Consider the following 25525-nt stretch of genomic DNA (forward strand, 5'->3'; position numbering starts at 1 on the left):
TCCCTGCCCCTGCTCGCCCGGCTCGGTCAACGGTCCACTTTCTCACCCGTGCCCGTCCGGCCACCGTTCCCGGCGTCGGTTTTCCGGGTGTCCTGTTCCCGCTCACCCGCCTGCTCCGCGTCGTCCGGGGCCTGCGTCCCGTGGGTTTCGGGGTTCTCGTGAGAGTGGGACGGCTCGTCGTCGCCGGATGGTTCCGGCAGCGGGGCGTCGGGGTCGGCGGCCGGACCGCGCCGCTTGCGCTGGGTGTACATCCTGATGCCCGCCAGGACGACCAGCCCGACGCCGGCCGCGATCACCAGGAGCACCGTGGAGGTGATCGAGGTGACCTTCACCTGGAACGACACGGGCTCGCCCCACGGCTTGCCGTCCTTGGTGAAGAGCTGAGCGGTGACGGTGGTGCGGCCGTTGGCCTTCGCGGTGGTGTCGAACTTGATCGACTGGCTGTGGCCGCCGTCGACCACGACTGGCTGCATCCGGTCCTCGATACGCAGTCCGATGCTGCGGCTGGAGGTGAGGTGCAGCGTGAGACCGTCGACCTTCTGCGCCAGATTGTTCTGCACGGTGACCGGGAGGGTGGCGCTGCGGCCGGAGAGCGTGAGGTCGGACTTGTCGATGAGCTCGATCTGCCCGGTCAGGCCGACCAGGTAGTCCTGCACCGACTCCCGGTAGTCGCGTGCCGCACCGGGGTGGCCGCGCCAGGAGGTGGACAGCGCACGGTCCGTGGCGGTGCCCACCGGTGCCCTGAGACGGTCCGGTTCGGCGAGGATATCGAGAAAGTCCTCCAGGGTGCCCTGGGTCGAGTGGATCTGGCGGAACGCCTCCGTGGGCAGCTCGTTCTCCCGGAGCCGGTCCGGGTAGCCGCCGGGGCGCGGGACGCTGCGGTCGGCGGACGCGTCGGGGCGTGCGTTCGCAGTCTCGGTGAGGTCCGCGGACTGTGCCCACCGGTCATGGGTGTCGAGGGCCTCGATCGCCTCGGCCATAGCCCGGGCCTGCGACACGGTGGGCCGACGCTGTGGGGCGACGAGGACGCTGCGCTGTTTTCCGGGTACCTGCATGCCGATCGCCAGGGTGTGGGCGACGAATTTCTGCACGGCCAGGGTGGAGGCGCCGGCATGGGTGAGGTCGCCCTCGAAGGCTTCGGAGAGTCCCTGGTCGGCGACGACGGCTGTGGTGCCGCCGCCGATGGGCCGCGCCGCGGCCGGGGTGTAGGGCAGGTTCCGTGTGTCGCTGAAGCTCTCGCTGCTCGCGATGACGTGGTCCGCGCCGGCCGAGGTGGCGACATCCACCACCGAGGTGTCCACGGCTCCCTCGACGGGCCAGGCGAAGTCCGTGGAGAAGTCGGTGTAGAGGATGTTCCCGACGGTCTTCTGCGCCAGCGTGGTGGCCGAACGGAGCCTGCTGAGGGCATCGGGCACGGCCTGCCCGCGGTGGGCGAGGGACGCCACGTCGGGGTCGGCGAAGGGGAGGGCGACCACCTCGTCCTCCTCCACGGCCTGCGTCAGGTCCGAGAGCCACTGGCGGGCGGTCGCCTGGGCTCTGCCGGGCTTGGTCTTCCCTTCTCCGGTGCGCACCTCGTAGGGCTGTGTCATGGCGTGCACGCTGGCCAGCAGATCCGGGTCGACGACCCAGGTGACGGGCAGGTCCTTGCCGAGCTGCACCATCTGCTGGAGGCGCCCGCCGGGGGCGATGGCCTCCTCCAGGTCGTCGCTCCGGAAGATCGGTGTCTGCTGCTCGTCCGCCTCCGTACGGGCGGTCAGGTGCGAGGAGGAGATCAGCGGCCACAGGTAGGTGAACCGGGTGCGCTTGTCCATCTCCGAGGTCTGCCACGGCAGGAACGTCCGCTGGATGCCGAGAACCTGCTCGAAGGGCTGGGACGGAGTGTGGCCCGAGTAGGAGACGCCGAGTTCGTGGATGCCGCTGCTCTCCAGCCCGAGGTCCCCGACCGGGACCTCGAGCGTGAACGGCCGGGTCACGCCGGGGGCGAGCGTCGGGACCTTCGCCGCGTGGTCGTCGAGCGCGGCCGGGTCGACGCCAGGGGTGAAGCCGGTCCGTTCGGCGGCCTGGTTCATGGCGCTGCGGCTGTCCAGGGTCGCGCCCACGCGGAGGTCGACCACGCCCTCGGTGATCCGTGACCTGCCGTTGTTCGTGACGGTGCCGGAGATCGTGAGGATGTCGTCCTCGTCGGGGACGGCAGGAGTGAGCTCGGTGAGCTCGACCTCGACCGTGCCCCCGTCCTGCGGCGCTGCGGGCGCACGGGTGGCGTCCCCGGGGGCGGCGACGGGTGCGGTGGCCGGTTGCGGGGCCGCGGCGGCTGCCGGGGGAAGGCCGCCGAGCAGGGGAGCGGCGGTGAGTACCGCCACCGCTGCGCGCCGTAGCCGGCGGGTGGTGGGAGCGGTCTGGGTGTGCTGCTTCTCAGCCGCCTCGGCCACGCGCTTGTCCGTCCCGTCGATCCGTCGTGGGTCTGTCGTGGGGCCTGTGGTCGCCCTGAACCTCTGATGGTAGCGACGTCCGAGGCATCGAAGTGCCGCGGCTCGGGCCCTCGAATGATCTTTGGGCGATCCGGGGCGCCAGGATGCTCCTCTCCTCGCAGGCAAGGGGCCACGTACTCTGTTCTGTCGTGCCGAACTCCGACCACAACAGCCAGCAGGTGCCGCCGATGCCGCAGTCCCCGTCGCCCGCCACGCAGGAGCTGAGCGAGGTGCAGCGCCGTGCCGTGAGCGAGCTGCTACGGGTCTCCCCCGTCGCCGACGATCTCGCTCGCCGCTTCGAGCAGGCCGGCCACCGCCTGGCGCTGGTGGGCGGGTCTGTGCGCGACGCACTGCTGGGCAGGCTGGGGAACGACCTGGACTTCACCACGGACGCCCGCCCGGAAGAGGTGCTGGCCCTGGTGCGGCCCTGGGCGGATGCCCTGTGGGACGTCGGCATCGCCTTCGGGACGGTCGGAGCCAAGAAGGCGGGCTATCACATCGAGATCACCACCTACCGCTCCGAGGCCTACGACCGCACCTCGCGGAAACCCGAGGTCTCGTACGGCGACTCGATCGAGGAAGACCTGATGCGCCGCGACTTCACCGTCAATGCCATGGCGGTGGCGCTGCCGGGCAAGACCTTCATCGATCCCCACGGTGGTCTGGAGGACCTCGCGCACCGGGTGCTGCGGACTCCCGGCACCCCGCAGGAGTCGTTCTCGGACGACCCCCTGCGGATGATGCGGGCGGTCCGCTTCGCGGCGCAACTCGACTTCACGGTGGCGGAGGAGGTGGTCGAGGCCATGACGGCGATGGCCGACCGCATCGAGATCGTCTCCGCCGAACGCGTCCGCGAGGAGTTCAACAAGCTGGTTCTCTCCCCCGAACCGCGCAAGGGGCTGCGCCTCCTGGTCGCCACCGGGCTCGCGGACCGGGTGATTCCGGAGATTCCCGCCATGCGCCTGGAGCGGGACGAGCACCATCGGCACAAGGACGTCTACGAGCACTCGCTCACCGTCCTCGAGCAGGCCATCGACCTGGAGGAGGACGGCCCGGACCTCACCCTGCGGCTCGCGGCGCTGCTGCACGACATCGGGAAGCCGCGCACGCGGCGCTTCGAGAAGGACGGCCGGGTCTCGTTCCACCACCACGAGGTGGTGGGCGCCAAGATGACGAAGAAGCGCATGACGGCGCTGAAGTACTCCGGAGATCTGGTGAAGGACGTGTCCCGCCTGGTGGAGCTGCACCTGCGCTTCCACGGTTACGGGACGGGTGAGTGGACCGACTCCGCGGTGCGCCGTTACGTCCGGGACGCCGGGCCGCTGCTGCAGCGGCTGCACAAGCTGACCCGCTCGGACTGCACCACGCGCAACAAGCGCAAGGCGAACGCCCTCTCCCGGGCGTACGACGGGCTGGAGGAGCGGATCGCGCTGCTGCAGGAGCAGGAGGAGCTGGAGTCGATCCGTCCGGACCTGGACGGCAACCAGATCATGGAGATCCTCGGCATGAAACCCGGCCCCGAAGTCGGACGTGCCTACCGGCATCTGCTGGAGCTGCGGCTGGAGCACGGGCCCATGGGATACGACGCGGCGGTCGCGGCGCTCAAGGAATGGTGGGCCGCTCAGAGCTGAACGGCACCGGAGCGCCCCCGAGGGCACCCGTGTTTCACGTGAAACGTCGACGCCGCACCGTGAGCCCGAGCGTCACCAGGGCGTAGATCACGGCGACCGTGACCACCAGCATCTCCGAGCGGCCGTCTCGGGGGAGTATCAGGGCGGCGACGCCTGCGGCGCCGACGAAGGCGACGTTGAACAGCATGTCGTAGAGGGAGAAGACCCTGCCGCGGTACGCGTCGTCCACCGAGGACTGCACGACGGTGTCGGTGGCGATCTTCGAACTCTGGGTCACCAGCCCCAGGAGGAAGGCGGCCACCAGCATCGGTCCCGCGGCGAACGTCAGCGCGAGAGCCGGCTCCAGCACCGCGGCCGCCGCCGCGCACCCGGCCATCCAGCCCATCTCCGTGAGGCGTCCGACGACCACGGGGGTGAGTACGGCAGCCGCCAGAAAGCCGACGCCCGACACCACCACGGCGATACCGAGCCAGCGCAGACCCTGCTCCCCCGCGCCCGCGCCGTCCCCCCAGGTGTGACGGGCGAGCATCAGTACCATCACTGTCAGCGCGCCGTAGCAGAAGCGCATCAGCGTCATCGCGGTGAGAGCCCGCGCCGCCGTACGATGCTGCGACAGGTGCCGGAGCCCGGCGACCAGTCCCCGGGCTGTCCCGGCCACGGCGACGGTGATCCGCGGCTGGACCTGGTGGGGGTCGGGGCCGAGGAGGTCCCGGCCCATGCGGAGCGCGGCCAGTCCGGCGAGCAGGTACACCGTCGCGCCGAACAGCATCACCACCGCATCCGCGGCAGGGCCGCTGGGAACGACGAGGCGCACCAGGAACGCCACTGCGCCGCCGGCCGTGGCGGCGACGGTGCCCGCGGTGGGAGAGACCGAGTTGCCGATCACCAGCCGGCCCTCGTCCACCACCCGGGGCAGCGCTGCCGAGAGCCCCGCCAGGATGAAGCGGTTCACCGCGGTTACCGACAGCGCGGCGAGGTAGAACAGCCACTGCGGTACCTGGACGATGAGCAGCGCGGCGGTTGCTGAGGCCATCAGGGCGCGGAGCAGGTTGCCGAAGAGCAGCACCTGCCGCCGTCGCCAGCGGTCCAGGAGGACGCCGGCGAACGGTCCGAGTACCGAGTACGGGAGCAGCAGCACCGCCATCGCCGAGGCGACCGCTGCCGCCGAGGACTCGCTCTGCGGTGAGAAGACCACGTGTGTGGCCAGGGCCACTTGGAAGACTCCGTCGGCGAGTTGGGACAGCAGTCGCACGCTGAGGAGACGACGGAAGCCCGGGAATCTCAGCAGCGTACGGAGATCGCTGACCAGTGACATGCGCTCAGCCTCACACACGTTTCACGTGAAACATGGCGCACCCTGCCTGTCGCCTCAGCCTGCCTGGCGGGTCCCCCAGCGGACCAGGGAGTTCTCGAACGGCACGGGAGTCCGGGCGGACTGGGCCCGCCGCCCCAGGACGAAACGGTCCGGGGCGTGGTCCAGAGGGCCGCCCGACGGGTCGTCCGAGCCGTCCCGGCGCACCGGATCGTGTTCGGGCCGGAGCACGTCCCGCACGACCATCGCACACAGGTACAGGGTCCCGATCAGGTGTGCGGCGATGGCCAGTTGGTAGCCCTCGGTCGGCAGGCCCTGGTGGGCGTCCCCGCTGCCGGTCCAGGCCAGGTACATCCAGATGCCCAGGAAGTAGACGACCTCACAGGACTGCCAGATCAAAAAGTCCCGCCAGCGGGGACGGGCCAGTGCGGCCAGCGGGATCAGCCACAGCACGTACTGGGGCGAGTAGACCTTGTTGGTGAGCACGAAGAGCGCGAGCACGAGGAAGGCGAGCTGGGCGAACCGCGGCCGGCGAGGCGCGAAGAAGGTCAGCGCGGCGATCCCGGCGCATCCGGTCAGTACCAGCAGGATCGCCCAGGTGTTCACGCTCTCGCCGTCCAGGGTGATGCCGGTGCGCTGGGAGATGACCAGCCAGAACGAGCCGAAGTCCACCGGGCGCTCCTGGCTGAAGGTGTAGAACTTCGACCAGCCCTGCGGTGCGCCGATCATCACCGGCAGATTCACCGCCGCCCACGACAATGCGGCCCCGCCCAGTGCGGCGCCGAACGCCCGCCACCGTCCGGCACGCCAGCACAGCACCAGTAGCGGTCCCAGCAGGAGGACCGGATACAGCTTCGCCGCCGTGGCCAGCCCGAGCAGCACGCCCGCGCCGAGCGGACGGCCGCGCGCCCACAACAGCATCCCGACGGCCGTCAACGACACGGCGAGCAGATCCCAGTTGATCGTCGCGTTCAGCGCGAACGCCGGGGCGAGCGCCACCAGCAGGGCGTCCCAGGGGCGGCGCCGGTGCGTCCACGCGACACTCACCGCGATCACCACCGCGCACACCATCAGCATCCCGGCGTTGACCAGCCAGTAGATCTGCTCACGCTCGACGATGTCGCCGCCTCCCGGCGTCATCCAGGCCGCGACCTTCATGAAGACGCCGGTGAGCACCGGATACTCCAGGTATTCCATGCCGCCGGAGGTCGCCGCGGGGATGCGGTCGAAGTACGGCGTGAGGCCGTCGGCAAAGCCGCGCCCGTTGTACAGGTGCGGGATGTCGGAGTAGCAGGCATGCACGTACTGCGTCGTCTGCCCGTAGAACCAGCCGCCGTTGTAGCACGGCACCTTCTGCACCATGCCGAGCGCGAACAGGCCGATCATCACCAGCGCGATCACCCGCACCGGAGACCACCATGCCCGGCCTGTCAGGGCGCGGCGTCCGACCGGGCCGCCGAACAGCTCGCTGCCGGCGGCAGCCACCTCGTCCCGCTCGGTGGGGCGCACCGGCTCTCGGGGGTCGTCGTCCGCCCGCTCGGGCCGATGCTCGGGGTGCACGGTCGTCATGCGCACATCCTGCCCCATGCGCCTCCACCGGAATGCGGGAAGCCCCGGCCGGGACGGACCCGGCCGGGGCTTCGAGGTGGTGGACTGAGCGGTTATTCCTCCTGAACGCGACCCCGGGTGTCGTTGTCCGGGCCGCCGAAGATGCCACCATCGTCTCCACCGGTGGTCCCCTGGTCCGTGCCGCCGGTCGTGCCCTGGTCCGTGCCGCCGGTCGTGCCCTGGTCCGTGCCGCCGTCCTGACCGCCGCCCGGACCGGTCGTAGTGCCCTCGTCGTCACAGCCCCACCACTTGTCGCACGACCCGGTCGGCGAGGGGGTGACGCTGGGAGACGGGGTCGTCGGCACCGACGGGGACGGCGTCGGGTTCGACTCCGAGGGCGACGGGCTCGGCTCCGGCGACTCCGTCGGGCAGGCGCCGTGTGCGCAGTACTCCTCGGCCGTGATCGGGGGAGCCTCGGGGAACGGCAGCTGCTCCTTGCCCTCAAGGGCCTTGCCCATGTAGCTGCCCCAGATCTCCGCCGGGAACGAGGCACCGTGAATGGTCGGCTTCCCGGCCGTGCCGTACATCTCCAGGAACTCCGGGTGCGCCGGGTCGGACCGCCACATGCCGATCGAGGTGGACAGCTGCGGGGTGTAGCCCGTGAACCACGCCTGCTTGTTGCCGTCCGTGGTACCGGTCTTGCCCGCAACCGGACGCGTGCCCATGTAGTCCATGACCGCCGTGCCCGTGCCGTCCTTCACGACGTCCACCAGCATGTCCGTGACGGTGTCCGCAGTGCTCGGGTCGAAGGCCCGCTTCTGGCCCGGGTTGTGCTGGTACACCCGCTTGGAGCCGTCCTTGACCTCCTTCACCGCGTACGTGTCGTTCTGCAGACCGCTGTTTGCGAAGGTGGCGTAGCCGTTCGCCATCTCGACGGCGGTCGGGCTGGAGATGCCGAGGGCGAACGCCGGCGTGGGGTTCTCCATCAGCCCGCGCTCGCTGACCCCGGCGTCGAGGGCCGCCTCCTTGACCTCCTCCAGCCCCACGTCCATGGCGAGCTGGATGAAGGGCGTGTTGGCGGAGACCTTCATCGCCTCGCGCAGGGTGATCTCCTCGTAGTCGGTGTCGCCCTCGTTCGGCGTGTACTGCGGTTCACCGTCGCCGTTGAGCCACGTCTCGCCGTCGTAGTCCAACAGCTTGATCTTGCTGTCGCCGTCGTAGACCGTCTTCGGGGAGACCTCGATCCGGTCCTCGGGGCCCTGGTCCTCGCCGAGCTCCGGGTCGCGGACGCCGTTCTCCAGTGCGGCGGCCATCACGTACGGCTTGAACGTCGAACCCACGCCGGCTCCCGTCCTGCCGGCGTTGCTGCGGAAGTGCTCGGTGGCCGAAGTGCCGCCGTAGACCGCCACGATGGCGCCGTCCTCCGGCCGCACGGAGGCGCCGCCGAACTGGACGAACTTGTCCTCCTCACGCTTGTCCGGTTTGAGGTTGTCCTTCCGCACCTTCTGGACGGTCTTCTCCAGAGCCTGCACCTTCTTCTTGTCGAAGGTGGTGTAGATCTGGTAGCCGCCGTCGTCCAGTTGCTTCTTGGTGAGCGTCGAGTCCGGATTGTTGAGGACGTCGTTGTTGGCCAGCTCGACCAGGTAGCCGATCTGTCCCTCCAGAGAGGACGCCCGCTCCGGCTCCTTGGGGTCCGGGAACTTCTTCGCGAGCAGTTCCTGCCGCTTCGACTTGGAGATCTCGCCCGTCTCCACCTGCCGCTTGAGGATCCAGCTCCAGCGCTGCTCCGCACGGGCCTGGTTCTTCTCCGGAGCCTGTGCGGGGCTGATGGCCTGCGCCTCGCCACCGGCCGGGTCGTGCAGGTTGGGGCCGTTCAGCAGGGACGCCATGAAGGCGGCCTCGCTGCGGTCGAGCTCTTCGGCGTTCTTGCCGTAGTAGGCCTGGGACGCAGCCTGGATGCCGTAGGCGCCGCGACCGTAGTAGGCGGTGTTCAGGTAGCCGGCGAGGATCTCCTGCTTCTCCAGCTGGGCGTCCACCTTGATGGAGATCAGCAGTTCCTTCACCTTGCGGGTGAGCGTCTGATCCTGGTTCAGGTAGGTGTTCTTCACGTACTGCTGGGTGATGGTGGAGCCGGACTGCGTCTGCCCGCCCGTCGCCATTTTGAAGGCGGCACGTGCGATGCCCACGGGGGAGACGCCCGAGTCCTCGTAGAACGTCTCGTTCTCCGCGGAGATGACGGCGTCCTTCATCGTCTCGGGGATCTCGTCGAAGCTGATGACCTGCCGGTTCTTGCCCGTTCCGTGGTCCACCATGCGGGAGCCGTCGGACCAGTAGTACACGTTGGACTCGGAGGTGGCGTCGACGTTCTTCACGTCCGGCACCTCGACCATCGCGTAGGCGACGCCGGCCAGCCCCAGCATCAGCGCGCAGAAGCCGACGAACGTGCCCAGCCACTGCTTCCAGGAGGGCGTCCAGCGGCGCCAGCCGTACTTGCCGGAGCGTGGGTAGTCGATGAAGCGCTTCTTGTCCTCGTGCTGCATCGTGCGCGCCCGCTGGCGGGCCGCTGCGCGCCCGCCGACCGCCGCTCCCGCCGCGGCGCCGGCGCTCGCGGCACGTCGTTTGCCGCCGCGCTGCGCCGCGCGGCGGGCCTCGGCCCGGCCGCCCGGGCGGGGGGCGCCCACGAGGGTCTCGTCGCGGCCTCCGCTCCGGTGTCCGGCGTACCCGCCGGGGGGGCCGGGGGTCATGCCGTCCGGGCCCGCTCCGTAGGCGCGCGAGGTCGCCTGGTTCGGTGGTGCGGCGCGCCGACCCTGCGGGGCCTGGGGCGGCTGCTGCGCGCGTCGGCCGCGCCCCTGCGGCGGCTTACGACGGTGCTCGCTCATGGGAAACAGCTACTCCTCGGGCAGGCGACACTCGCGCCTGAAGGCGGCAGTTCACGGTGGTCCCCCCATCAGTGCGGTCATGGAACCGGATCGATCCGGCTCGGGGCCGCACTGCACCCAGGACGAGGACGCCCGGCGGGGGCTCTCGGTTCCCGGTCTGGTCTGCACGCGGACAGACTACGCAGCCCCAAAACCCCCTTCTGTCGACATTCACCCCATCCAGTGCAACTCGCCTGCTGTGAATACGTGATGTGCGTCCCGTCACGCACGCATCCCCCGTCCCGCCCTTGCCGAAGGCGCCCCGGTCGTTCTATCGTCGTGATGTATCGAGTCGATACATCACGGTGCTACATCGTCCGGCGAACGCCGGGGAGGAGGTGACGGCGGGCCATGAGCAGACGCTCCGGCATCCTCGAGTTCGCCGTCCTCGGTCTGCTCCGCGAGTCCCCGATGCACGGATACGAGCTGCGCAAGCGGCTCAACACCTCGCTCGGTCTGTTCCGCGCCTTCAGCTACGGCTCGCTGTACCCGTGCCTGAAGACGCTGGCCCAGCAGGGCTGGTTGACAGAGGAGCCGGGGACGCCGCCGGAGGACCCCCTCGCGGCGCCCCTCACCGGCAGACGGGGCAAGATCGTCTACCGGCTGACGGCCGAGGGGAAGGAGCACTTCGAGGACCTGCTCGCCCAGACCGGCCCCGACGCGTGGGAGGACGAGCACTTCGGCATCCGCTTCGCCTTCTTCGGCCAGACCTCCCGGGACGTGCGGATGCGCGTCCTGGAAGGCCGGCGCAGCCGCCTCGAGGAGCGGCTGGATCGCATGCGTGCCTCGCTCGCCCGCACCCGTGAGCGCCTGGACGACTACACCCTCGAACTTCAGCGACACGGACTCGAGTCCGTGGAGCGCGAGGTCCGCTGGCTCAACGAGCTCATCGAGAGCGAGCGGACCGGGCGCACCTCCCGGCGCGCAACGGCACCGGAGGAGCGCAGCACGCAGGACAAGGGCGGCCTGCCCCGGCACCGGGGTGGAACCCCGCCGGATCCGTCCGAGGACACCGATTGAGGGCCGTGCACCCTGCACGACCCGAGACGAGATTCGAACAAGGAGCAACCGGAATGGGTTCGGTTCGCGTAGCCATCGCCGGCGTCGGCAACTGCGCCGCCTCGCTGGTGCAGGGCGTCGAGTACTACAAGGACGCCGACCGGGACAGCAAGGTCCCCGGCCTGATGCACGTCCAGTTCGGGGACTACCACGTCTCCGACATCGAGTTCGTGGCAGCCTTCGACGTCGACGCCAAGAAGGTCGGACTCGACCTCGCCGACGCCATCGGCGCCAGCGAGAACAACACCATCAAGATCTGCGACGTGCCCTCCACCGGCGTCGCCGTCCAGCGGGCGGAGACCCACGACGGCCTGGGCCGCTACTACCGGGAGACCATCGAGGAGTCCGACGAGACCCCGGTCGACGTCGTCAAGGCCCTCAAGGACACCCGCGCCGACGTGCTGGTCTGCTACCTGCCGGTCGGCTCCCAGTCCGCCGTCGAGTACTACGCCCAGGTCGCCCTCGACGCCGGGGTCGCCTTCGTCAACGCGCTGCCGGTCTTCATCGCCGGCACCAAGGAGTGGGCCGACAAGTTCACCGAGGCGGGCGTCCCGATCGTCGGCGACGACATCAAGTCCCAGGTGGGCGCCACCATCACGCACCGTGTGATGGCCAAGCTCTTCGAGGACCGCGGCGTCATCCTGGACCGCACCATGCAGCTCAACGTGGGCGGCAACATGGACTTCAAGAACATGCTCGAGCGTGAGCGCCTGGAGTCCAAGAAGATCTCCAAGACCCAGGCCGTCACCTCCCAGATCCGCGACCGCGAGCTGGGCGAGAACAACGTCCACATCGGCCCGTCCGACTACGTCGCCTGGCTCGACGACCGCAAGTGGGCCTACGTCCGGCTCGAGGGCCGCGCCTTCGGCGACGTGCCGCTCAACCTGGAGTACAAGCTGGAGGTCTGGGACTCCCCGAACTCCGCCGGTGTGATCATCGACGCCCTGCGCGCCGCGAAGATCGCCAAGGACCGGGGCATCGGTGGCCCGATCCTCTCCGCGTCCTCCTACTTCATGAAGTCCCCGCCGGTGCAGTACTTCGACGACGAGGCCCGCGAGAACGTCGAGAAGTTCATCAGTGGCGAGGTCGAGCGCTGACGCGCTGACAGCCACGACGCGAGGGGCCGGTGCCTGTGGCACCGGCCCCTCGCGTCGTTCGCCGGATGTCGGACGACGAGTCCCGGGTCAGCGGTCCACCGTCCGGTCCACCGCCGTCGTCGTGTGCCGCAACTGCGCCACCAGCTCCTCGCCCACCTTGGGCTCGGGCGCGTCGTCCGGCACGAACAGGATCGACACCTGCATGTGCGGAGGCTCCGCGAACCACCGCTGCTTTCCGCCCCACAGGAACGGCGACAGGTTGCGGTTGACCGTGGCCAGCCCGGCCCGTGCGACCCCCTTGGCCCTCGACGTCATGCCCTGGAGCGCCTTCGGGGACTCCAGGCCGACGCCGTGCGACGTACCGCCGGCCACCACCGCGAGCCAGCCGTCGCCCGGGGCCCGCTGCTGCCGATAGCCGAAGCGGTCGCCCTTCGCCACCGGCGTCACGTCCAGCACCGCTCCCCGGTACTCCGTCGCCGCGTGGTCGCCCAGCCACAGCCGCGTGCCGATCCGCGCCCGGAACCGGGTCTGCGGGAACTGCTGCTGGAGGCGCGCGAACTCCTCCGCGTGCAGGTGGGAGACGAACATGGTGTGCAGCGGCAGCCGCGCCGCCCGCAGCCGGTCCATCCAGCCGATGACCTCGTCCACCGCGTCCGACCCGTCCGTACGGTCCAGCGGCAGGTGGATCGCGAAGCCCTCCAGCCGCACCTCGTCTATGGCGGCGTGCAGCTTGCCCAGGTCCTCCGGCGTGACGCCGTGCCGCTTCATACTGCTCATGACCTCGATGACGACGCGCGCGCCGCGCATCAGCCCGACCCCCTCCACCGAGGACACCGAACGGATCACCCGGTCGGGCAGCGGCACCGGCTCCTCGTTCCGCCGGTAGGGGGTGAGGACGAGTAGATCGCCGCTGAAGAAGTCCTTCGTACGGGCGGCCTCGTAGGTGGTGCCGACCGCGAGGACGTCCGAGCCGAAGCGGGTGGCCTCCTCGGCGAGCCGCTCGTGTCCGAAGCCGTAGCCGTTGCCCTTGCAGACCGGGACGATCCCGGGGAACTGCTGGAGCACCGACTGCTGGTGCGCCCGCCAGCGTTCGGTGTCGACGTAGAGGGTGAGCGCCATGGCTGGTGCGGGGCCTTTCTTCTCGTCAGGTCATCAGGTGGCCGGCGTCGGGCCAGGGGCCGGAGCGACGGCTCGGGGTCGGTCGTCGGGGGCGTCAGCGCCGGGACATGTAGATGTCCAGCGCCTTGTGCAGCAGCTTGTTGAGCGGGAAGTCCCACTCGCCCAGGTACTCGGCAGCCTGCCCGCCCGTGCCCACCTTGAACTGAACCAGCCCGAAAAGGTGGTCCGACTCGTCGAGCACGTCGCCGATGCCGCGCAGGTCGTACACACTCGCCCCGAGCGCGTACGCGTCCTGCAGCATGCGCCACTGCATCGCGTTGGACGGGCGCACCTCCCGCTTGTGGTTCGCCGACGCACCGTACGAGTACCAGACGTGGCCGCCCACGACGAGCATCGTCGCCGCCGCCACGACCTCCCCCTCGTGCGTGGCGAAGTACAGCCGCATCCGGTTCGGGTCCTCACCGTTCAGGACCTTCCACATGCGCTGGAAGTACGCCAGCGGGCGCGGCCGGAACCGGTCCCGCTCCGCGGTGACCTCGTACAGCCGCTGCCACTCGGCCAGGTCGTCGTATCCGCCCTGCACCACCTCGACGCCGGCCTTGTCCGCCTTCTTGATGTTGCGCCGCCAGAGCTGGTTGAAGCCCTTGTGCACCTCCTCCAGGGTCCGCCCCTCCAGCGGCACCTGGAAGACATACCGCGGCTGGACGTCGCCGAAGCCGGCGCCGCCGTCCTCGCCCTGCTGCCAGCCCATCCGGCGCAGCCGGTCCGCGACCTCGAAGGCACGCGGTTCGATGTGCGTGGCCTCGACGTCGCGGAGCCGCTTCACGTCCGGGTCCTGGATGCCCTTCTTGATCGCGGGGGCGTCCCAGCGCCGGATCACCACGGGCGGACCCATCTTCACCGAGAAGGCGCCGGCCTGCTTCAGATGCGCCAGCATCGGCCTGAGCCAGTCCTCCAGGTTCGTCGCGTACCAATTGATGACCGGGCCCTCGGGCAGGTAGGCGAGGTAGCGTTTCACCTTCGGGAGCTGCCGGTACAGCACCAGCCCGGCCCCGACGAGCTGCCCGTCGCGGTCGAACCAGCCCAGGCTCTCCGAGCGCCACTCGTTCTTCACCTCGGCCCAGGCCGGCACCTGCATGTGACTCGCCGAGGGCAGACTCTGCACGTACGCCAGGTGCTGCTCTCGGCTGATGGTCCTCAGGGTCAGGCTCATGGGGGACGCTCCTGTAGGCACAACGTGGAAACACCCCCGGCCCTACTGCGGCGGAGGCTCGCCGGAAGCCTACTGCGCGGCGCCCCGCGCCGTAGCAGGCGCACACCACGCTCATGCCCCGAACGCCTGCTCCGCCCCGCGCGGCAGGTGTCAGCCCAGCACGCCGCCGAACGGGCCGCCGTACGCGAAGCCCAGCAGCAGACCGAACGCCGAAGCCCCCAGGCCGATGATCAGGAGGAAGCGCTCCCCCAGCGTCGCCGAGACGTACTGTCCCCAGCCCGCCGCGACCACGCCCACGATCCCCACCCACGAGGCGACCAGGTGCAGGTCCGCCACCTCGAACTGGGTGAGCAGGCCGGTCAGCAGCGCCACCGCGCCGAGTACCAGCGCCGCCGCGGCGAGGGTGTTCTCGACGGGATGCGTCCTGCCGTCGGTGTTGAGGAGGCCGAGGAGGCCGTGACCGTGCGAAGCCTGCTGCGTCCGTGCTGCCTGTGCCATGGGGCACCTCCGTCGCCGGGAAACACCGGACACCCGGAAGATCCGGGCCATCCCGGACGCGAGCCGGCGCCGCGCTCCGAAGGACCCGCCCGCGGCGGCCCCGCCGGACCCGCACCGCGCCGCCCTCCGGGGCAGCGCAGTATGACGCCGGTCACACCCGTGGTGTACAGCTTGCGGCGATACGTGGCCGGATTTCAACCGGGCGCCGCAGTGCGGGTACTCTGTACGGTCTGCACCCGACGTCCGCCGGCCCACGCCGGAGACGCCCCGCGAAGGCGCGTCCCACGGGACCACGGTGCGGAAACGCATACGAACCTCCTGCCACGGAACGACCGTGGCCGCCGAGTCCAGAGGAGGTGGGTTCACACATGCGTCACTACGAGGTGATGGTCATCCTCGACCCCGATCTCGATGAGCGTTCTGTCTCCCCGCTGATCGAGAACTTCCTTTCCGTTGTCCGCGAGGGCAAGGGCAAGGTCGAGAAGGTCGACACCTGGGGCCGTCGTCGTCTCTCCTACGAGATCAACAAGAAGCCCGAGGGTATCTACTCGGTCATCGACCTGCAGGCCGAGCCCGCGCTCGTCAAGGAGCTCGACCGTCAGATGAACCTGAACGAGTCCGTGCTCCGGACCAAGGTCCTGCGTCCCGAGACCCACTGACCCGCCGGTCCCGCACGGGGGCCGAACGAGTAGCACCAAGCAGCCAGCAGCACCGCCGAGAGGTTCACCCATGGCAGGCGAGACCGTCATCACGGTCGTCGGCAATCTCGTCGACGACCCCGAGCTGCGCTTCACCCCCTCCGGTGCGGCGGTCGCGAAGTTCCGCGTCGCGTCCACTCCCCGCACCTTCGACCGGCAGACCAACGAGTGGAAGGACGGCGACAGCCTGTTCCTCACCTGCTCGGTCTGGCGGCAGGCGGCGGAGAACGTCGCCGAGTCCCTCACCAAGGGCACCCGCGTCGTCGTGACGGGCCGGCTGAAGCAGCGGTCCTACGAGGACCGCGAGGGCATCAAGCGCACGGTCATCGACCTGGACGTCGACGAGGTCGGCGCCAGTCTGCGCAACGCCACCGCGAAGATCACCAAGACCACCGGGCGCGGTGGCCAGGGTGGCGGTGGCTGGGGCGGCGGCCAGGGCGGCCCCGGTGGCGGCGGCCAGCAGGGCGGCGGCGGACCCGCGGGCGACCCGTGGGCGACCGGCGCACCGGCCGGCGGCGGCCAGCAGGGCGGTGGCGGTGGCTGGGGCGGCGGCCCCAGCGGCGGCGGCTACTCGGACGAGCCGCCCTTCTGACGGCCCCGCGGGGCCCGAGGAAGGCGCAGCTCACGCTGCACACTTCTTGAACTCACTGGAGAGAGACCATGGCGAAGCCGCCTGCTCGCAAGCCGAAGAAGAAGGTTTGCGTCTTCTGCAAGGAAAAGATCAAGTACGTCGACTACAAGGACACGAACCTGCTGCGGAAGTTCATTTCCGACCGTGGCAAGATCCGTGCCCGCCGGGTCACCGGCAACTGCACCCAGCACCAGCGTGACGTCGCCACGGCCGTGAAGAACAGCCGTGAGATGGCGCTGCTCCCCTACACCTCGACCGCTCGCTAAGGAAAGGGTGACCACGACATGAAGATCATCCTTACCAACGAGGTCTCCGGCCTCGGTACCGCCGGCGAGGTCGTCGAGGTGCGGGACGGCTACGCCCGCAACTACCTGGTCCCGCGCGGCTTCGCCATCCGCTGGACCAAGGGCGGCGAGAAGGACGTCGAGCAGATCCGCCGCGGCCGCAAGATCCGCGAGATCGCCACGATCGAGCAGGCCAACGACGTGAAGGCCCAGATCGAGGGCGTGAAGGTCCGCATGAAGGTCCGCGCCGGCGACGGCGGCCGCCTCTTTGGCTCCGTCACCCCGGCCGACATCGCCAGCGCGGTGAAGACCGCGGGCGGTCCGGACGTCGACAAGCGGCGCGTCGAGCTGGGCGCCCCGGTGAAGACGCTCGGCACCCACAGGGTGTCCGTGCGCCTGCACCCGGAGGTCCTCGCCTCCTTCGACATCGAGGTCCAGCCGGCCTGACCGCTGCACTCGCGGTGGCCGACGACCAAGGGCCGCACCCCGCATCGCGCGGGGTGCGGCCCTTGCGCATGCCCCCGGCACGGTCCGCCCGGCCCCACGGCACACCGGCACGCGGCGCGCCGACCGGTACACGGCGGCCGGCGCCGCCCGGTGGGAGCCCGCCGCGCACACGCCCACCCGCCCGGGGAGCTACGCGCGCACCGCCCCCGTGACGACCCAGCGCCCGGAGCGCGCCCGCGCCCACAACGTCGCCAGGCGCAAGCCCATCATCAGACCGGCGATCGTCCACCACAGCGCCGTCAGGCCGCCGCCGAGCGTCGGCACCAGCAGGACCACCGGGGCGTACACCGCGAGCGTCGCCAGCATCGCCCCCGCAAGGTACGGGCCGTCGCCCGCGCCCATCAGCACGCCGTCCAGGACGAACACCACGCCCGCGATCGGCTGGGTCACCGCCACCACCAGCAGCGCGGCGGCCAGCCGGGCGTGCACGTCGGGGTCGGAGGAGAACAGCGGCATCAGCAGCGGACGCGCCAGCACTACTGCCGTGCCCAGCACCAGGCCGGACACGACGCCCCACTGCACCATCCGCCGGCACGCGGCCCGGGCACCCGCCTCGTCCCCCGCGCCCAGGTACCGGCCGATGATCGCCTGCCCCGCGATGGCGATCGCGTCCAGGGCGAAGGCCATCAGCGACCAGATGGTCAGCGTGATCTGGTGCGCCGCCACCTCGGCGTTCCCCAGGCGGGCAGCCACGGCCGTGGCCAGCACCAGGATGGCGCGCAGCGACAGCGTGCGGATCAGCAGTGGCGCCCCGGCCTGGGCACAGGCCCGGATGCCGGCCAGGTCCGGCCGCAGCGACGCCCCGTACCGTCGCGCCCCGCGCACCACCACGGCCAGGTAGACGGCGGCCATGCCCCACTGGGCCAGGACCGTGCCCCACGCCGAACCGGCGATGCCCCAGCCGAACCCGTACACCAGCAGCAGATTGAGCAGCGCGTTCGCCGAGAAGCCGCCGATCGCCACGTACAGCGGGGTGCGGGTGTCCTGGAGGCCGCGCAGGACACCGGTCGCGGCCAGGACCACCAGCATCGCGGGGATGCCGAGCGCGCTGACGCGCAGGTAGGTGGTGGCGTACGGCGCGGCCGTCGGCGAGGCGCCGAACAGCTCCACCAGCGCCGGGGCGCCGGGCAGCACCGCGGCCACCAGCAGGGCGCTGAGCAGCAGGGACAGCCACACGCCGTCCATGCCCTGCCGGATCGCGGCCGACAGGTCGCCCGCGCCGACCCGGCGGGCGACCGCGGCGGTCGTGGCGTAGGCCAGGAACACGAAGACGTGTACCGCGGTCTGCAGCAGCGTCGCGGCGACGCCGAGCCCGGCGAGCTGCGGGGTCCCGAGATGGCCCACGATCGCGCTGTCGGCCAGAAGGAACAGCGGCTCCGCGACGAGTGCTCCGAAGGCGGGGAGGGCGAGCGCGAAAATCTCGCGGTCGTGGCGGCGCATGCCGGCGGAGCCGCGGGCGGGGCTGGTCATGGGTTCGATTCAAGCATCCACAGGTAATAGCTGCAAGGCGCTTTCATCTCTTACCGCTGACTGCGAAGGGTGACGTTCGCTCCGCCGTTCGTCGTGATCTCGCGACCCGGCGCCAGGTTTTTTCCGCGCACAGGCAGTGGATGCCGTTCGTGCAGGTCAGGGGGTGTGCAGGAGGGGCGCGGTCGACTACTCCACAGCCCTGTCCACCGCTCCGTGCACAGCTTCGGCCGACTTCTCCACAGGAACCTTCACGCTGTCCACAGAGGCTGTGGATAACGGAGTGGAGGAGGCCCCCGTGACCCGCCTAACGTAGTCCGGCGCCTGCCTCCCGTTCCCCTCTTCTTCACCGCGTCCTCAGGGCGCCGACACGACGGGCCGGCGCTGCGAAATTGTCAGAGCCGTGCCGTAGGAAGAGGGGGCACTGCGGCGAGGTCCGGACCGGAGGCGACGGGCGGACGGGAGGAGGTGCGGCGTGACCCAGCAGCCGGAACACGTCGAGGATCCCTGGGCCGCGGACTCCGCACCCGGCGACCGGCTGCCGTCCGTCTCCCAGCAGCGCCGCGGTCGCGCGGGCCGCAACGGCTCCGGGGGCTCCGGCGGCCCCGGAGCGGAACAGCACGACCGTGGCTCCGACGGCGGCGTCTGGTCCGGCACCCCCTTCGAGCGGGTGCCCCCGCAGGACCTGGAGGCCGAACAGTCCGTCCTGGGCGGCATGCTGCTCTCCAAGGACGCCATCGCGGACGTCGTCGAGGTCCTCAAGGGCCACGACTTCTACCGCCCCGCGCACGAGACGGTCTATCAGGCGATCCTCGACCTCTACGCCAAGGGCGAGCCCGCCGACCCCATCACCGTCGCCGCCGAACTCACCAAGCGCGGCGAGATCGGCCGCGTGGGCGGGCCCGGCTACCTGCACTCCCTCGTGCAGTCCGTCCCCACCGCTGCGAACGCCGAGTACTACGCCGAGATCGTCCACGAACGGGCCGTGCTGCGCCGCCTCGTCGAGGCCGGCACGCGCATCACCCAGATGGGGTACGCGGCCGACGGCGACGTCGACGAGATCGTCAACTCCGCCCAGGCCGAGATCTACGCCGTCACCGAGGAACGCACCAGCGAGGACTACCTGCCGCTGGCCGACATCATGGAAGGCGCCCTCGACGAGATCGAGGCCATCGGCTCCCGCAGCGGCCAGATGACGGGCGTCCCCACCGGCTTCACCGACCTGGACTCCCTCACCAACGGCCTCCACCCCGGCCAGATGATCGTCATCGCGGCCCGCCCCGCCATGGGTAAGTCCACCCTGGCCCTGGACTTCGCCCGGGCGTGCTCCATCAAGAACAACCTGCCGAGCGTGATCTTCTCGCTCGAGATGGGCCGGAACGAGATCGCGATGCGCCTGCTGTCCGCCGAGGCGCGGGTGGCGCTGCACCACATGCGGTCCGGGTCGATGACGGACGAGGACTGGACCCGCCTGGCCCGCCAGATGCCGTCGGTGACGGACGCGCCGCTGTACATCGACGACTCGCCGAACCTGTCCATGATGGAGATCCGGGCCAAGTGCCGCCGCCTGAAGCAGCGCAACGACCTCCAGTTGATCGTCATCGACTACCTCCAGCTGATGCAGACCGGCGGTTCCCGGCGCCCAGAGAGCCGCCAGCAGGAGGTCTCGGAGATGTCCCGGAACCTCAAGCTCCTCGCCAAGGAACTGGAGGTGCCCGTCATCGCGCTGTCCCAGCTGAACCGTGGCCCCGAACAGCGCACGGACAAGAAGCCGATGGTCTCCGACCTGCGTGAGTCGGGAAGCATCGAGCAGGACGCCGACATGGTGATCCTGCTGCACCGCGAGGACGCCTACGAGAAGGAGTCCCCCCGCGCCGGCGAGGCCGATCTCATCGTCGCCAAGCACCGCAACGGCCCGACCGCGACCATCACCGTGGCCTTCCAGGGACACTACTCCCGCTTCGTCGACATGGCCGGCGGCATGTGAGACCTGCTGCAGGTCCGCCGCCGATCCCGTGTCGGTTTCTGCCCTGTCGTGTCGTGACGATGGCAGCCCTGACGCTCAGGCTCACTCCGCTACGGGCAGGCACTCGGCGAGCAGGCCGACGATGTCGCGCCAGGCTCGCTGCGCGTGCTGCGGGTGGTGGCCGACGCCGGGGAGCACGGTCTGGTCGACCGGGGGGTGGTGGAAGGCGTGCAGGGCGCCCCCGTAGACCATGAGGCGCCAGTCGACGCCCGCGGCTTGCATCTCGGCGGTGAAGGCGTCCCGTTGGCCAGCGGGCATGATCGGGTCCTCCGATCCGACCCCGGCCCACACCGGGCAACCGATGCGCGCCGCCTCGCCCGGCCGGCCTGTGGTCAGCGCGTTGACCGTCCCGATCGCCCGCAGGTCGACGCCGTCGCGCCCGAGTTCCAGCACGATCGCGCCCCCGGTGCCGTAGCCGATGGCGGCGACCCGGCCGGGGTCGGTCCGCGGTTCGGCACGCAGCACGTCGAGTGCCGCATGGCCGATCCCCCGTATCCGGTCGGGATCGGCGAGCAGCGGCATGCAGCGCGCCAGCATCTCCTCGGGGTCGGTGAACCAGCGCCCGCCGTGGATGTCGAAGGCCAGCGCCACATAACCGACTTCGGCCAGGGCTTCGGCGCGGCGGCGCTGGAAGTCGTTCAGTCCCGTTCCCTCGGGCCCGACCAGGACCGCGGGCCGGCGGCCGGCACCGGCCGGGAGCGCGAGGTGCCCGATCATCGTCAAGCCGTCGGCCGGGTACGCGACCGTCCGCGTGGTAACCGTCGTCATGAAACTGGACGGTAGTGACCGTCGAGCCCGGTCGGGCCGGTCTTCACCGTCGGCAGAACAGCGTGGCTGCCGGGTCCGTGGGTGGGCACTGCGGCGGGGCCGGGTCGGTCAGCTGAAGCGTTGCCGGGTCGGTTCGTCGGCCGGCAGGAAGGTCTCCATGTGGAGGCCCTCCAGGGTGGCGTCGGTGGGCGTGGTGAGCTGCGCCGAGGTGCTGAAGAAGCGGAGCCGGCCGCCGTCGTCCGCGGTGAGTTCGAGGGCGAGGACGGGGCTGCCGGTCGGCGCGGTCCGGGGGGTGCCCGCGAGGTGTGACCCGGCCTCCGCGGCCAGGGCGAGGTGGCGCGGGTCGTGGGTGCACTCGGCGCGGTGGACGATCTGGTGGTGCAGATGCGAGGCCCACTCGGCGAAGTTGCCGATCCGCCTCGCCAGTCCGCCCGGGTGCAGGCACAACCTGATGACGTTGACCGGGGGTTCCAGCAGCTCCGGTGCGCACCCCTGCAGCAGTGCGTCGACGGCGGCGTTGGAGTCGACGACGTCCCAGTAGTCGTCCAGGAGCAGCGCCGGGTAGGGCAGGTGCGCGTCCAGCAGGTTGCGCAGGCCGTCCATGACGACGGCGACCGAGGCGTCGTCCAGGCCGCGGTCCCGGTACTGCGGCGCGTAGCCGCCCGCCAGCAGGAGTTGGTTCCGGTCGCGCAGGGGGACGTCGAGGGAGTCCGCCAGGTGCAGGATCATCTCCGGCGTCGGGCGTGCCTTGCCGGTCTCCACCCGGCTGACGTGCCGCGCCGAGACCGAGGAGCGGTTCGACAGCTCCTGTTGGCTGAGGCGGCGGCGTTCCCGCCAGCCGCGCAGCAGGGGGCCGAGCTCGCGGGTGTCCGTGGCGGTGCCCATGGCGCCAGCGTAGAGCGCTTCGGCAGGCTCGTCATGACCTCGCAGGTCATGGTGCGGCTGCCGTGGTGCGTCCACTGTGGACTCGTCAACGCAGCGAACCATCCGGAGGAGCGACCATGAACGCGAACGGCGTCGTCGAGGCCTACCTGTCCACGTGGAACTCCGAGGGCGAGCACCGGGCGAAGCTCATCGACGAGCACTGGGCGCCCGAGGCGGCCTACACCGATCCGCTGGCCGAGGTCTCCGGCCACGCGGCGCTCGCCGAACTGATCGAGGGAGTGCAGCAGCAGTTCCCCGGCTGTGTGTTCACGCGCGTCGGCGACGTGGACGCCCACCACAGCCAGTTGCGCTTCCGCTGGGGCCTGGGGCCCGAGGGTGCCGAGCCCTCGGTGATCGGCTTCGACGTCCTGGTCCTGGACGGCGACGGTCGCATCCTCGACGTTCGCGGTTTCCTCGACAAGGTTCCCGCCGGAGCTTGAGCGCGCCCGTCGGCAGGGGTACCGCGGGCAGATTCGCCGTCCTCGGGGGATCTGCCCCGTGCCGGCCGGGGGACGGCCGGCACAGGGCGCGAGGGGGGAGTCCCGTCACCGGGGCCCGTGTCGGGTGCGGGACAGCGCCGCGGCCGCGGCGAGGGTGAGGACGAGGGGCCGCAGCGCCGGGTGTCCCCACAGGTAGCGGGCTCCTGTGGCGGTCCCGGTGGGACGGGTGCCGTCCGGTGGCGGGGACGTGGCCGCGGGCGGCTGGCGTCGTGGCAGCCGGATGAGGGCGAAGGCGGCTGCGGCGAGTACGAAGGTGGCGGCGTCCAGCAGGGCCACGGCATGCCCGCCGAAGGCGGTGAAGAGGGCCGCTCTCGCGAGGGGCGCGAGGAGCTTTGCGCCCTCGGTGACGGTGTGTACCAGGCCGTTGAGGTCGCCGCGCAGTTCGGGCGGTACGACGGCGGGGACGAGGGCGGCCTCGACCGCGTCGGGGACGACGGTTCCTGTGCAGACCGTCCGGCAGCAGGGACTGGGCCCTGACCCTGTCGAGGCCGTCCGTGCGTTCCGCGACGCTCGCGCGCAGGGTCTGCGACTCGAGCAGTACGCCTTCGTGCACCATGCGCCGTCACTCCCTTCGGGCTTTCGCCCATGTCAGGGGGCTCGCGCTCACGACGCACTCTCGAATGGAGTAACGACTGCGAACGTATGAGACGCGAGCGGCATACGAGCGTTCTTGCGACTGATTCGCTTCTGTGTCAACTCACCCTGTGGAGCGACAACTTGAAGCCCACGTGGGAGGCCTCGAAGCCGAGGCGCTCGTAGAAGCGGTGCGCGTCGGTGCGGGTGGCGTCGGAGGTGAGCTGGACCAGGGCGCAGTCCTGGCGGCGGGACTCCTCGATCGCCCACTCGATGAGGCGGGTGCCCAGTCCCGTGCCGCGGGCTGAGCTGTGGACGCGCACGGCCTCGATCAGGGCGCGAGTGGAGCCCTTGCGGGAGAGGCCGGGGATGAGGGTGAGCTGCAGGGTGCCGATGATCCGGCCCTCGCGCTCGGCGACCATCAGGTGCTGGTTGGGGTCGTCGGCGATGTGGGTGTAGGCCGTCTCGTACGGCGTGAGGTCGTCGGGGCTCTCGCGCCGGGCGCCGAGCGCGTCGTCGGCGAGCATGGCGACGAGGGCCCCGAGGTCGTCGCGAGTGGCACGTCGCATGGTGAAGTCGACGGATGCTGAGGTCATCGCGACAGCTTACGCACTGGTGTTCGGGCTGCTGGCGGGCTGGCGGGCTGGCCGGTCAGCCGAGGGCGACCGAGTAGGGAGCGAAGCGGAGGGCGGGGTCACCGGGGATGTCGCCGGTGGTGCGGACCATCAGGGTGCAGCTGAAGTCGCCGGTCAGGCCGCGAGCACGGAGCCAGTCGCCGAGTTCGGGGTGACGTCCGCCGAGGTCGAAGCGGACGGGGCCCGGTGCGTGGAGGGCGAGGTCGGTGATCAGCTTCTGGGCGGTCGCGGTGTCGTGGGCGACGACCGGACCGAGGACGGTGGTTCCGTCGTTGGGCCAGGAGGCGGCGAAGCCCGTGAGGGCGCCGTGGGGGTCGTCGGGGTCGTGGGCGACGACGAAGCGGTCGGCGAAGGCCGGGAGGCGGGCGAGGAGTTCGGTGCGGTCGGCGCCGAACGCGCGGGCATCCAGGGCGCGTACGGCAGTAAGGTCCGCGGCCCGCGCGGGTCGGACGGCGGCGGGCCGGACGTCGTCGCCGACGGCGGGGGTGAACGGGCCGCGCAGCATGCAGGAGGTGCCGACCGGTCTGAAGCCGAGTTCCTCGTAGAGCGGGCGGCCGTTGGGGGTGGCGGAGAGGAACGCGGCGTGGTCGCCGGACTCGGCGAGCGCATGGCGCACGAGGTGGCGGCCGAGCCCGCGGCGGGCGAAGCGCTCGGCGACGAGGACCATGCTGACGCAGGTGTAGGCGCGCCCGCCGGGGAGTGCGGGGTAGAAGGTGAGGACGAAGGCGCCCGCGAGGGCCCCGGGCCGGTCGGGGGCGTCGACGCCGTAGCCGCGGCCCGCGGTGAGGAGCAGGCGCCACTTGTGGGCCTCCCGTCCCCAGCCGCGGGATTCGGCGAGGTCGCCGCAGGCGGCGAGGTCGTCGAGGGTGAGCCGGCGGACGTGGGGCCGCAGCAGCTCGGTGGACGCGGTGGGTGCGGAAGTCGTCACGTGCCCAGCGTGCCTGACGGGGCGTCGGGATGGCCAGGTCTTTTCCGCTCTGGCCTGCTCTTTCTTTCCCGCGGGCTCCCGTACGGCCTGCCACGAAGGTGGTCCTGCGTGCCGGGCCGGCGGCCGCGGCGAGTGCGGCCCCAGGGCTTGAGCACGGAGAGGGCGGTCATGAAGAGGTAGAGGGCGAGCGAGACGCTCGGCGGGAAGAGCAGTGCGTAGGGGTCGACCCTGTCGCCGGCCGTCACGGCGGTGGCCGCGCGGTCGAGGGCGGGGCGGAGGACGAGGAGTGAGGCGGTGCCGGCGACGAGGGTGAGCCAGAACTTCGCCCACACCCAGCGGTACCGCGCCAGACCCCAGTGGGTGCCGAGGGAGAGGACGAGCCCGGTGGTGAAGGTGAGGAGGGCGAGCGGGGCGACGAGCAGGTCCCCGAAGACGTCCATCGCCCGGTAGGCGACCTCGTCCGTGGCCGGGGACGCGGTGGCGGCTCCGGTGAGGGCGAGGATCAGGAGGCAGAGTGTGAGACCGAGCCAGGCGGCGGAGGCGGCGACGTGGACGACGAGCAGGGCGCGGCGCAGCGGGCGCGGGAGGGCGGTTCGCGCTCTGGGGGCGACGGGTGTGGAGGCCATGTGTGCACGGTCCCCGGCGTGGGAGGGGGTGCGCGTCTGCCCGGTGGAGTATTCGCGCCTACTCGCCCGCGAGTACGGGCGGACCGAGGGGCCGA

At 70.8% G+C, this 25525-nt stretch carries 23 protein-coding genes; 9 read left to right on the forward strand and 14 right to left on the reverse strand.

Features of this window, described 5'->3' with window-relative positions:
* Window positions 1-26: 26 nt before the first annotated feature.
* Entirely contained in the window at window positions 27-2429 is a 2403-nt protein-coding gene (locus E4198_RS12820) for a DUF6049 family protein (RefSeq protein WP_136183270.1), read from the reverse strand.
* 227 nt (window positions 2430-2656) lie between these two features.
* On the opposite strand from E4198_RS12820, the gene E4198_RS12825 reads away from it, so the two are divergent.
* Window positions 2657-4099: a CCA tRNA nucleotidyltransferase gene (locus E4198_RS12825; protein WP_136185348.1), complete on the forward strand. Its 1443-nt coding sequence runs from the start codon at window positions 2657-2659 to the stop codon at window positions 4097-4099.
* Between the two features lie 34 nt (window positions 4100-4133).
* On the opposite strand, the gene E4198_RS12830 is transcribed toward E4198_RS12825, so the two are convergent.
* From E4198_RS12830 to E4198_RS12840, 3 genes are all read right to left on the reverse strand, one after another.
* Entirely contained in the window at window positions 4134-5414 is a 1281-nt protein-coding gene (locus tag E4198_RS12830; RefSeq protein ID WP_136183271.1) for an MFS transporter, read from the reverse strand.
* 54 nt (window positions 5415-5468) lie between these two features.
* Window positions 5469-6980 (reverse strand): glycosyltransferase 87 family protein, encoded by a 1512-nt coding sequence (locus tag E4198_RS12835; protein ID WP_136183272.1) that lies wholly within the window; start codon window positions 6978-6980, stop codon window positions 5469-5471.
* 92 nt (window positions 6981-7072) lie between these two features.
* Window positions 7073-9838 (reverse strand): transglycosylase domain-containing protein, encoded by a 2766-nt coding sequence (locus E4198_RS12840; protein WP_136183273.1) that lies wholly within the window; start codon window positions 9836-9838, stop codon window positions 7073-7075.
* 390 nt (window positions 9839-10228) lie between these two features.
* On the opposite strand from E4198_RS12840, the gene E4198_RS12845 reads away from it, so the two are divergent.
* Window positions 10229-10897 (forward strand): PadR family transcriptional regulator, encoded by a 669-nt coding sequence (locus E4198_RS12845; RefSeq protein WP_136183274.1) that lies wholly within the window; start codon window positions 10229-10231, stop codon window positions 10895-10897.
* A gap of 53 nt (window positions 10898-10950) precedes the next feature.
* Complete coding sequence (locus tag E4198_RS12850) at window positions 10951-12033, forward strand: inositol-3-phosphate synthase (RefSeq protein WP_136183275.1); 1083 nt, start codon at window positions 10951-10953, stop codon at window positions 12031-12033.
* Between the two features lie 87 nt (window positions 12034-12120).
* Here E4198_RS12850 and E4198_RS12855 read toward each other — a convergent pair whose 3' ends face one another.
* The 3 genes from E4198_RS12855 to E4198_RS12865 form a co-directional block, all read right to left on the reverse strand.
* A complete protein-coding gene (locus tag E4198_RS12855; protein WP_136183276.1) occupies window positions 12121-13152 on the reverse strand; it encodes an alanine racemase in 1032 nt (343 codons plus the stop codon).
* A gap of 94 nt (window positions 13153-13246) precedes the next feature.
* Window positions 13247-14365, reverse strand: a complete 1119-nt coding sequence (locus E4198_RS12860) for a peptidoglycan bridge formation glycyltransferase FemA/FemB family protein (protein ID WP_136183277.1) — start codon at window positions 14363-14365, stop codon at window positions 13247-13249.
* A gap of 150 nt (window positions 14366-14515) precedes the next feature.
* Entirely contained in the window at window positions 14516-14863 is a 348-nt protein-coding gene (locus E4198_RS12865) for a hypothetical protein (RefSeq protein WP_136183278.1), read from the reverse strand.
* 368 nt (window positions 14864-15231) lie between these two features.
* Between E4198_RS12865 and rpsF the strand changes: the two genes are divergently transcribed.
* The 4 genes from rpsF to rplI all read left to right on the forward strand — a co-directional run bounded on the left by rpsF (window position 15232) and on the right by rplI (window position 16923).
* Window positions 15232-15522 carry a 30S ribosomal protein S6 gene (gene rpsF, locus E4198_RS12870; protein ID WP_027765511.1) on the forward strand — a complete coding sequence of 97 codons (291 nt, stop codon included), beginning with the start codon at window positions 15232-15234 and terminating at the stop codon, window positions 15520-15522.
* A 70-nt stretch (window positions 15523-15592) separates the two neighbouring features.
* Window positions 15593-16153 (forward strand): single-stranded DNA-binding protein, encoded by a 561-nt coding sequence (locus tag E4198_RS12875; protein ID WP_027765512.1) that lies wholly within the window; start codon window positions 15593-15595, stop codon window positions 16151-16153.
* 68 nt (window positions 16154-16221) lie between these two features.
* Window positions 16222-16458: a 30S ribosomal protein S18 gene (gene rpsR / locus E4198_RS12880; RefSeq protein WP_027765513.1), complete on the forward strand. Its 237-nt coding sequence runs from the start codon at window positions 16222-16224 to the stop codon at window positions 16456-16458.
* Between the two features lie 18 nt (window positions 16459-16476).
* On the forward strand, window positions 16477-16923 hold the full coding sequence (rplI, locus tag E4198_RS12885; protein ID WP_136183279.1) for a 50S ribosomal protein L9: 447 nt from the start codon (window positions 16477-16479) through the stop codon (window positions 16921-16923).
* Between the two features lie 189 nt (window positions 16924-17112).
* Here the strand turns inward: rplI and E4198_RS12890 are convergent, their stop codons facing one another.
* Window positions 17113-18453 (reverse strand): MATE family efflux transporter, encoded by a 1341-nt coding sequence (locus E4198_RS12890; RefSeq protein ID WP_136183280.1) that lies wholly within the window; start codon window positions 18451-18453, stop codon window positions 17113-17115.
* A 472-nt stretch (window positions 18454-18925) separates the two neighbouring features.
* On the opposite strand from E4198_RS12890, the gene dnaB reads away from it, so the two are divergent.
* Window positions 18926-20437, forward strand: a complete 1512-nt coding sequence (dnaB, locus tag E4198_RS12895; protein ID WP_027765516.1) for a replicative DNA helicase — start codon at window positions 18926-18928, stop codon at window positions 20435-20437.
* An 81-nt stretch (window positions 20438-20518) separates the two neighbouring features.
* Here dnaB and E4198_RS12900 read toward each other — a convergent pair whose 3' ends face one another.
* Both E4198_RS12900 and E4198_RS12905 read right to left on the reverse strand, forming a co-directional pair.
* On the reverse strand, window positions 20519-21244 hold the full coding sequence (locus tag E4198_RS12900) for a dienelactone hydrolase family protein (RefSeq protein ID WP_136183281.1): 726 nt from the start codon (window positions 21242-21244) through the stop codon (window positions 20519-20521).
* Window positions 21245-21352: 108 nt separating this feature from the next.
* A complete protein-coding gene (locus E4198_RS12905) occupies window positions 21353-22129 on the reverse strand; it encodes a helix-turn-helix transcriptional regulator (RefSeq protein ID WP_136183282.1) in 777 nt (258 codons plus the stop codon).
* 116 nt (window positions 22130-22245) lie between these two features.
* Here E4198_RS12905 and E4198_RS12910 point away from each other — a divergent pair, with 116 nt between their 5' ends.
* The gene (locus tag E4198_RS12910) at window positions 22246-22608 is read left to right on the forward strand and encodes a nuclear transport factor 2 family protein (RefSeq protein WP_136183283.1); all 363 of its coding nucleotides are present in this window, start codon (window positions 22246-22248) and stop codon (window positions 22606-22608) included.
* Window positions 22609-22713: 105 nt separating this feature from the next.
* Here the strand turns inward: E4198_RS12910 and E4198_RS12915 are convergent, their stop codons facing one another.
* From E4198_RS12915 to E4198_RS12930, 4 genes are all read right to left on the reverse strand, one after another.
* On the reverse strand, window positions 22714-22944 hold the full coding sequence (locus E4198_RS12915) for a hypothetical protein (protein ID WP_136183284.1): 231 nt from the start codon (window positions 22942-22944) through the stop codon (window positions 22714-22716).
* Between the two features lie 416 nt (window positions 22945-23360).
* The gene (locus E4198_RS12920; RefSeq protein ID WP_210732817.1) at window positions 23361-23837 is read right to left on the reverse strand and encodes a GNAT family N-acetyltransferase; all 477 of its coding nucleotides are present in this window, start codon (window positions 23835-23837) and stop codon (window positions 23361-23363) included.
* 55 nt (window positions 23838-23892) lie between these two features.
* Window positions 23893-24804, reverse strand: coding sequence for a GNAT family N-acetyltransferase (locus E4198_RS12925; protein ID WP_247597656.1), 912 nt, complete (start codon window positions 24802-24804; stop codon window positions 23893-23895).
* Entirely contained in the window at window positions 24801-25430 is a 630-nt protein-coding gene (locus tag E4198_RS12930; RefSeq protein ID WP_247597657.1) for a DUF2269 domain-containing protein, read from the reverse strand. The genes E4198_RS12925 and E4198_RS12930 overlap by 4 nt, the downstream gene beginning before the upstream one ends.
* Window positions 25431-25525 lie beyond the last annotated feature (95 nt).

Source organism: Streptomyces sp. RKND-216 (assembly GCF_004795255.1).
Classification (GTDB): domain Bacteria; phylum Actinomycetota; class Actinomycetes; order Streptomycetales; family Streptomycetaceae; genus Streptomyces; species Streptomyces hazeniae.

Excerpts from the sequence above, each read along its gene's own strand:
- E4198_RS12875 (WP_027765512.1), top strand. The coding sequence starts at position 15,593 with ATGGCAGGCGAGACCGTCATCACGGTCGTCGGCAATCTCGTCGACGAC.
- rplI (WP_136183279.1), top strand. The coding sequence starts at position 16,477 with ATGAAGATCATCCTTACCAACGAGGTCTCCGGCCTCGGTACCGCCGGC.
- E4198_RS12900 (WP_136183281.1), bottom strand. The coding sequence starts at position 21,244 with ATGACGACGGTTACCACGCGGACGGTCGCGTACCCGGCCGACGGCTTG.
- rpsR (WP_027765513.1), top strand. The coding sequence starts at position 16,222 with ATGGCGAAGCCGCCTGCTCGCAAGCCGAAGAAGAAGGTTTGCGTCTTC.
- E4198_RS12845 (WP_136183274.1), top strand. The coding sequence starts at position 10,229 with ATGAGCAGACGCTCCGGCATCCTCGAGTTCGCCGTCCTCGGTCTGCTC.
- E4198_RS12920 (WP_210732817.1), bottom strand. The coding sequence starts at position 23,837 with ATGACCTCAGCATCCGTCGACTTCACCATGCGACGTGCCACTCGCGAC.
- E4198_RS12855 (WP_136183276.1), bottom strand. The coding sequence starts at position 13,152 with ATGGCGCTCACCCTCTACGTCGACACCGAACGCTGGCGGGCGCACCAG.
- E4198_RS12930 (WP_247597657.1), bottom strand. The coding sequence starts at position 25,430 with ATGGCCTCCACACCCGTCGCCCCCAGAGCGCGAACCGCCCTCCCGCGC.
- E4198_RS12865 (WP_136183278.1), bottom strand. The coding sequence starts at position 14,863 with ATGGCACAGGCAGCACGGACGCAGCAGGCTTCGCACGGTCACGGCCTC.
- E4198_RS12905 (WP_136183282.1), bottom strand. The coding sequence starts at position 22,129 with ATGGGCACCGCCACGGACACCCGCGAGCTCGGCCCCCTGCTGCGCGGC.
- E4198_RS12850 (WP_136183275.1), top strand. The coding sequence starts at position 10,951 with ATGGGTTCGGTTCGCGTAGCCATCGCCGGCGTCGGCAACTGCGCCGCC.
- E4198_RS12830 (WP_136183271.1), bottom strand. The coding sequence starts at position 5,414 with ATGTCACTGGTCAGCGATCTCCGTACGCTGCTGAGATTCCCGGGCTTC.
- E4198_RS12835 (WP_136183272.1), bottom strand. The coding sequence starts at position 6,980 with ATGACGACCGTGCACCCCGAGCATCGGCCCGAGCGGGCGGACGACGAC.
- E4198_RS12890 (WP_136183280.1), bottom strand. The coding sequence starts at position 18,453 with ATGACCAGCCCCGCCCGCGGCTCCGCCGGCATGCGCCGCCACGACCGC.
- E4198_RS12910 (WP_136183283.1), top strand. The coding sequence starts at position 22,246 with ATGAACGCGAACGGCGTCGTCGAGGCCTACCTGTCCACGTGGAACTCC.
- E4198_RS12860 (WP_136183277.1), bottom strand. The coding sequence starts at position 14,365 with ATGAGCCTGACCCTGAGGACCATCAGCCGAGAGCAGCACCTGGCGTAC.
- E4198_RS12825 (WP_136185348.1), top strand. The coding sequence starts at position 2,657 with ATGCCGCAGTCCCCGTCGCCCGCCACGCAGGAGCTGAGCGAGGTGCAG.
- E4198_RS12840 (WP_136183273.1), bottom strand. The coding sequence starts at position 9,838 with ATGAGCGAGCACCGTCGTAAGCCGCCGCAGGGGCGCGGCCGACGCGCG.
- rpsF (WP_027765511.1), top strand. The coding sequence starts at position 15,232 with ATGCGTCACTACGAGGTGATGGTCATCCTCGACCCCGATCTCGATGAG.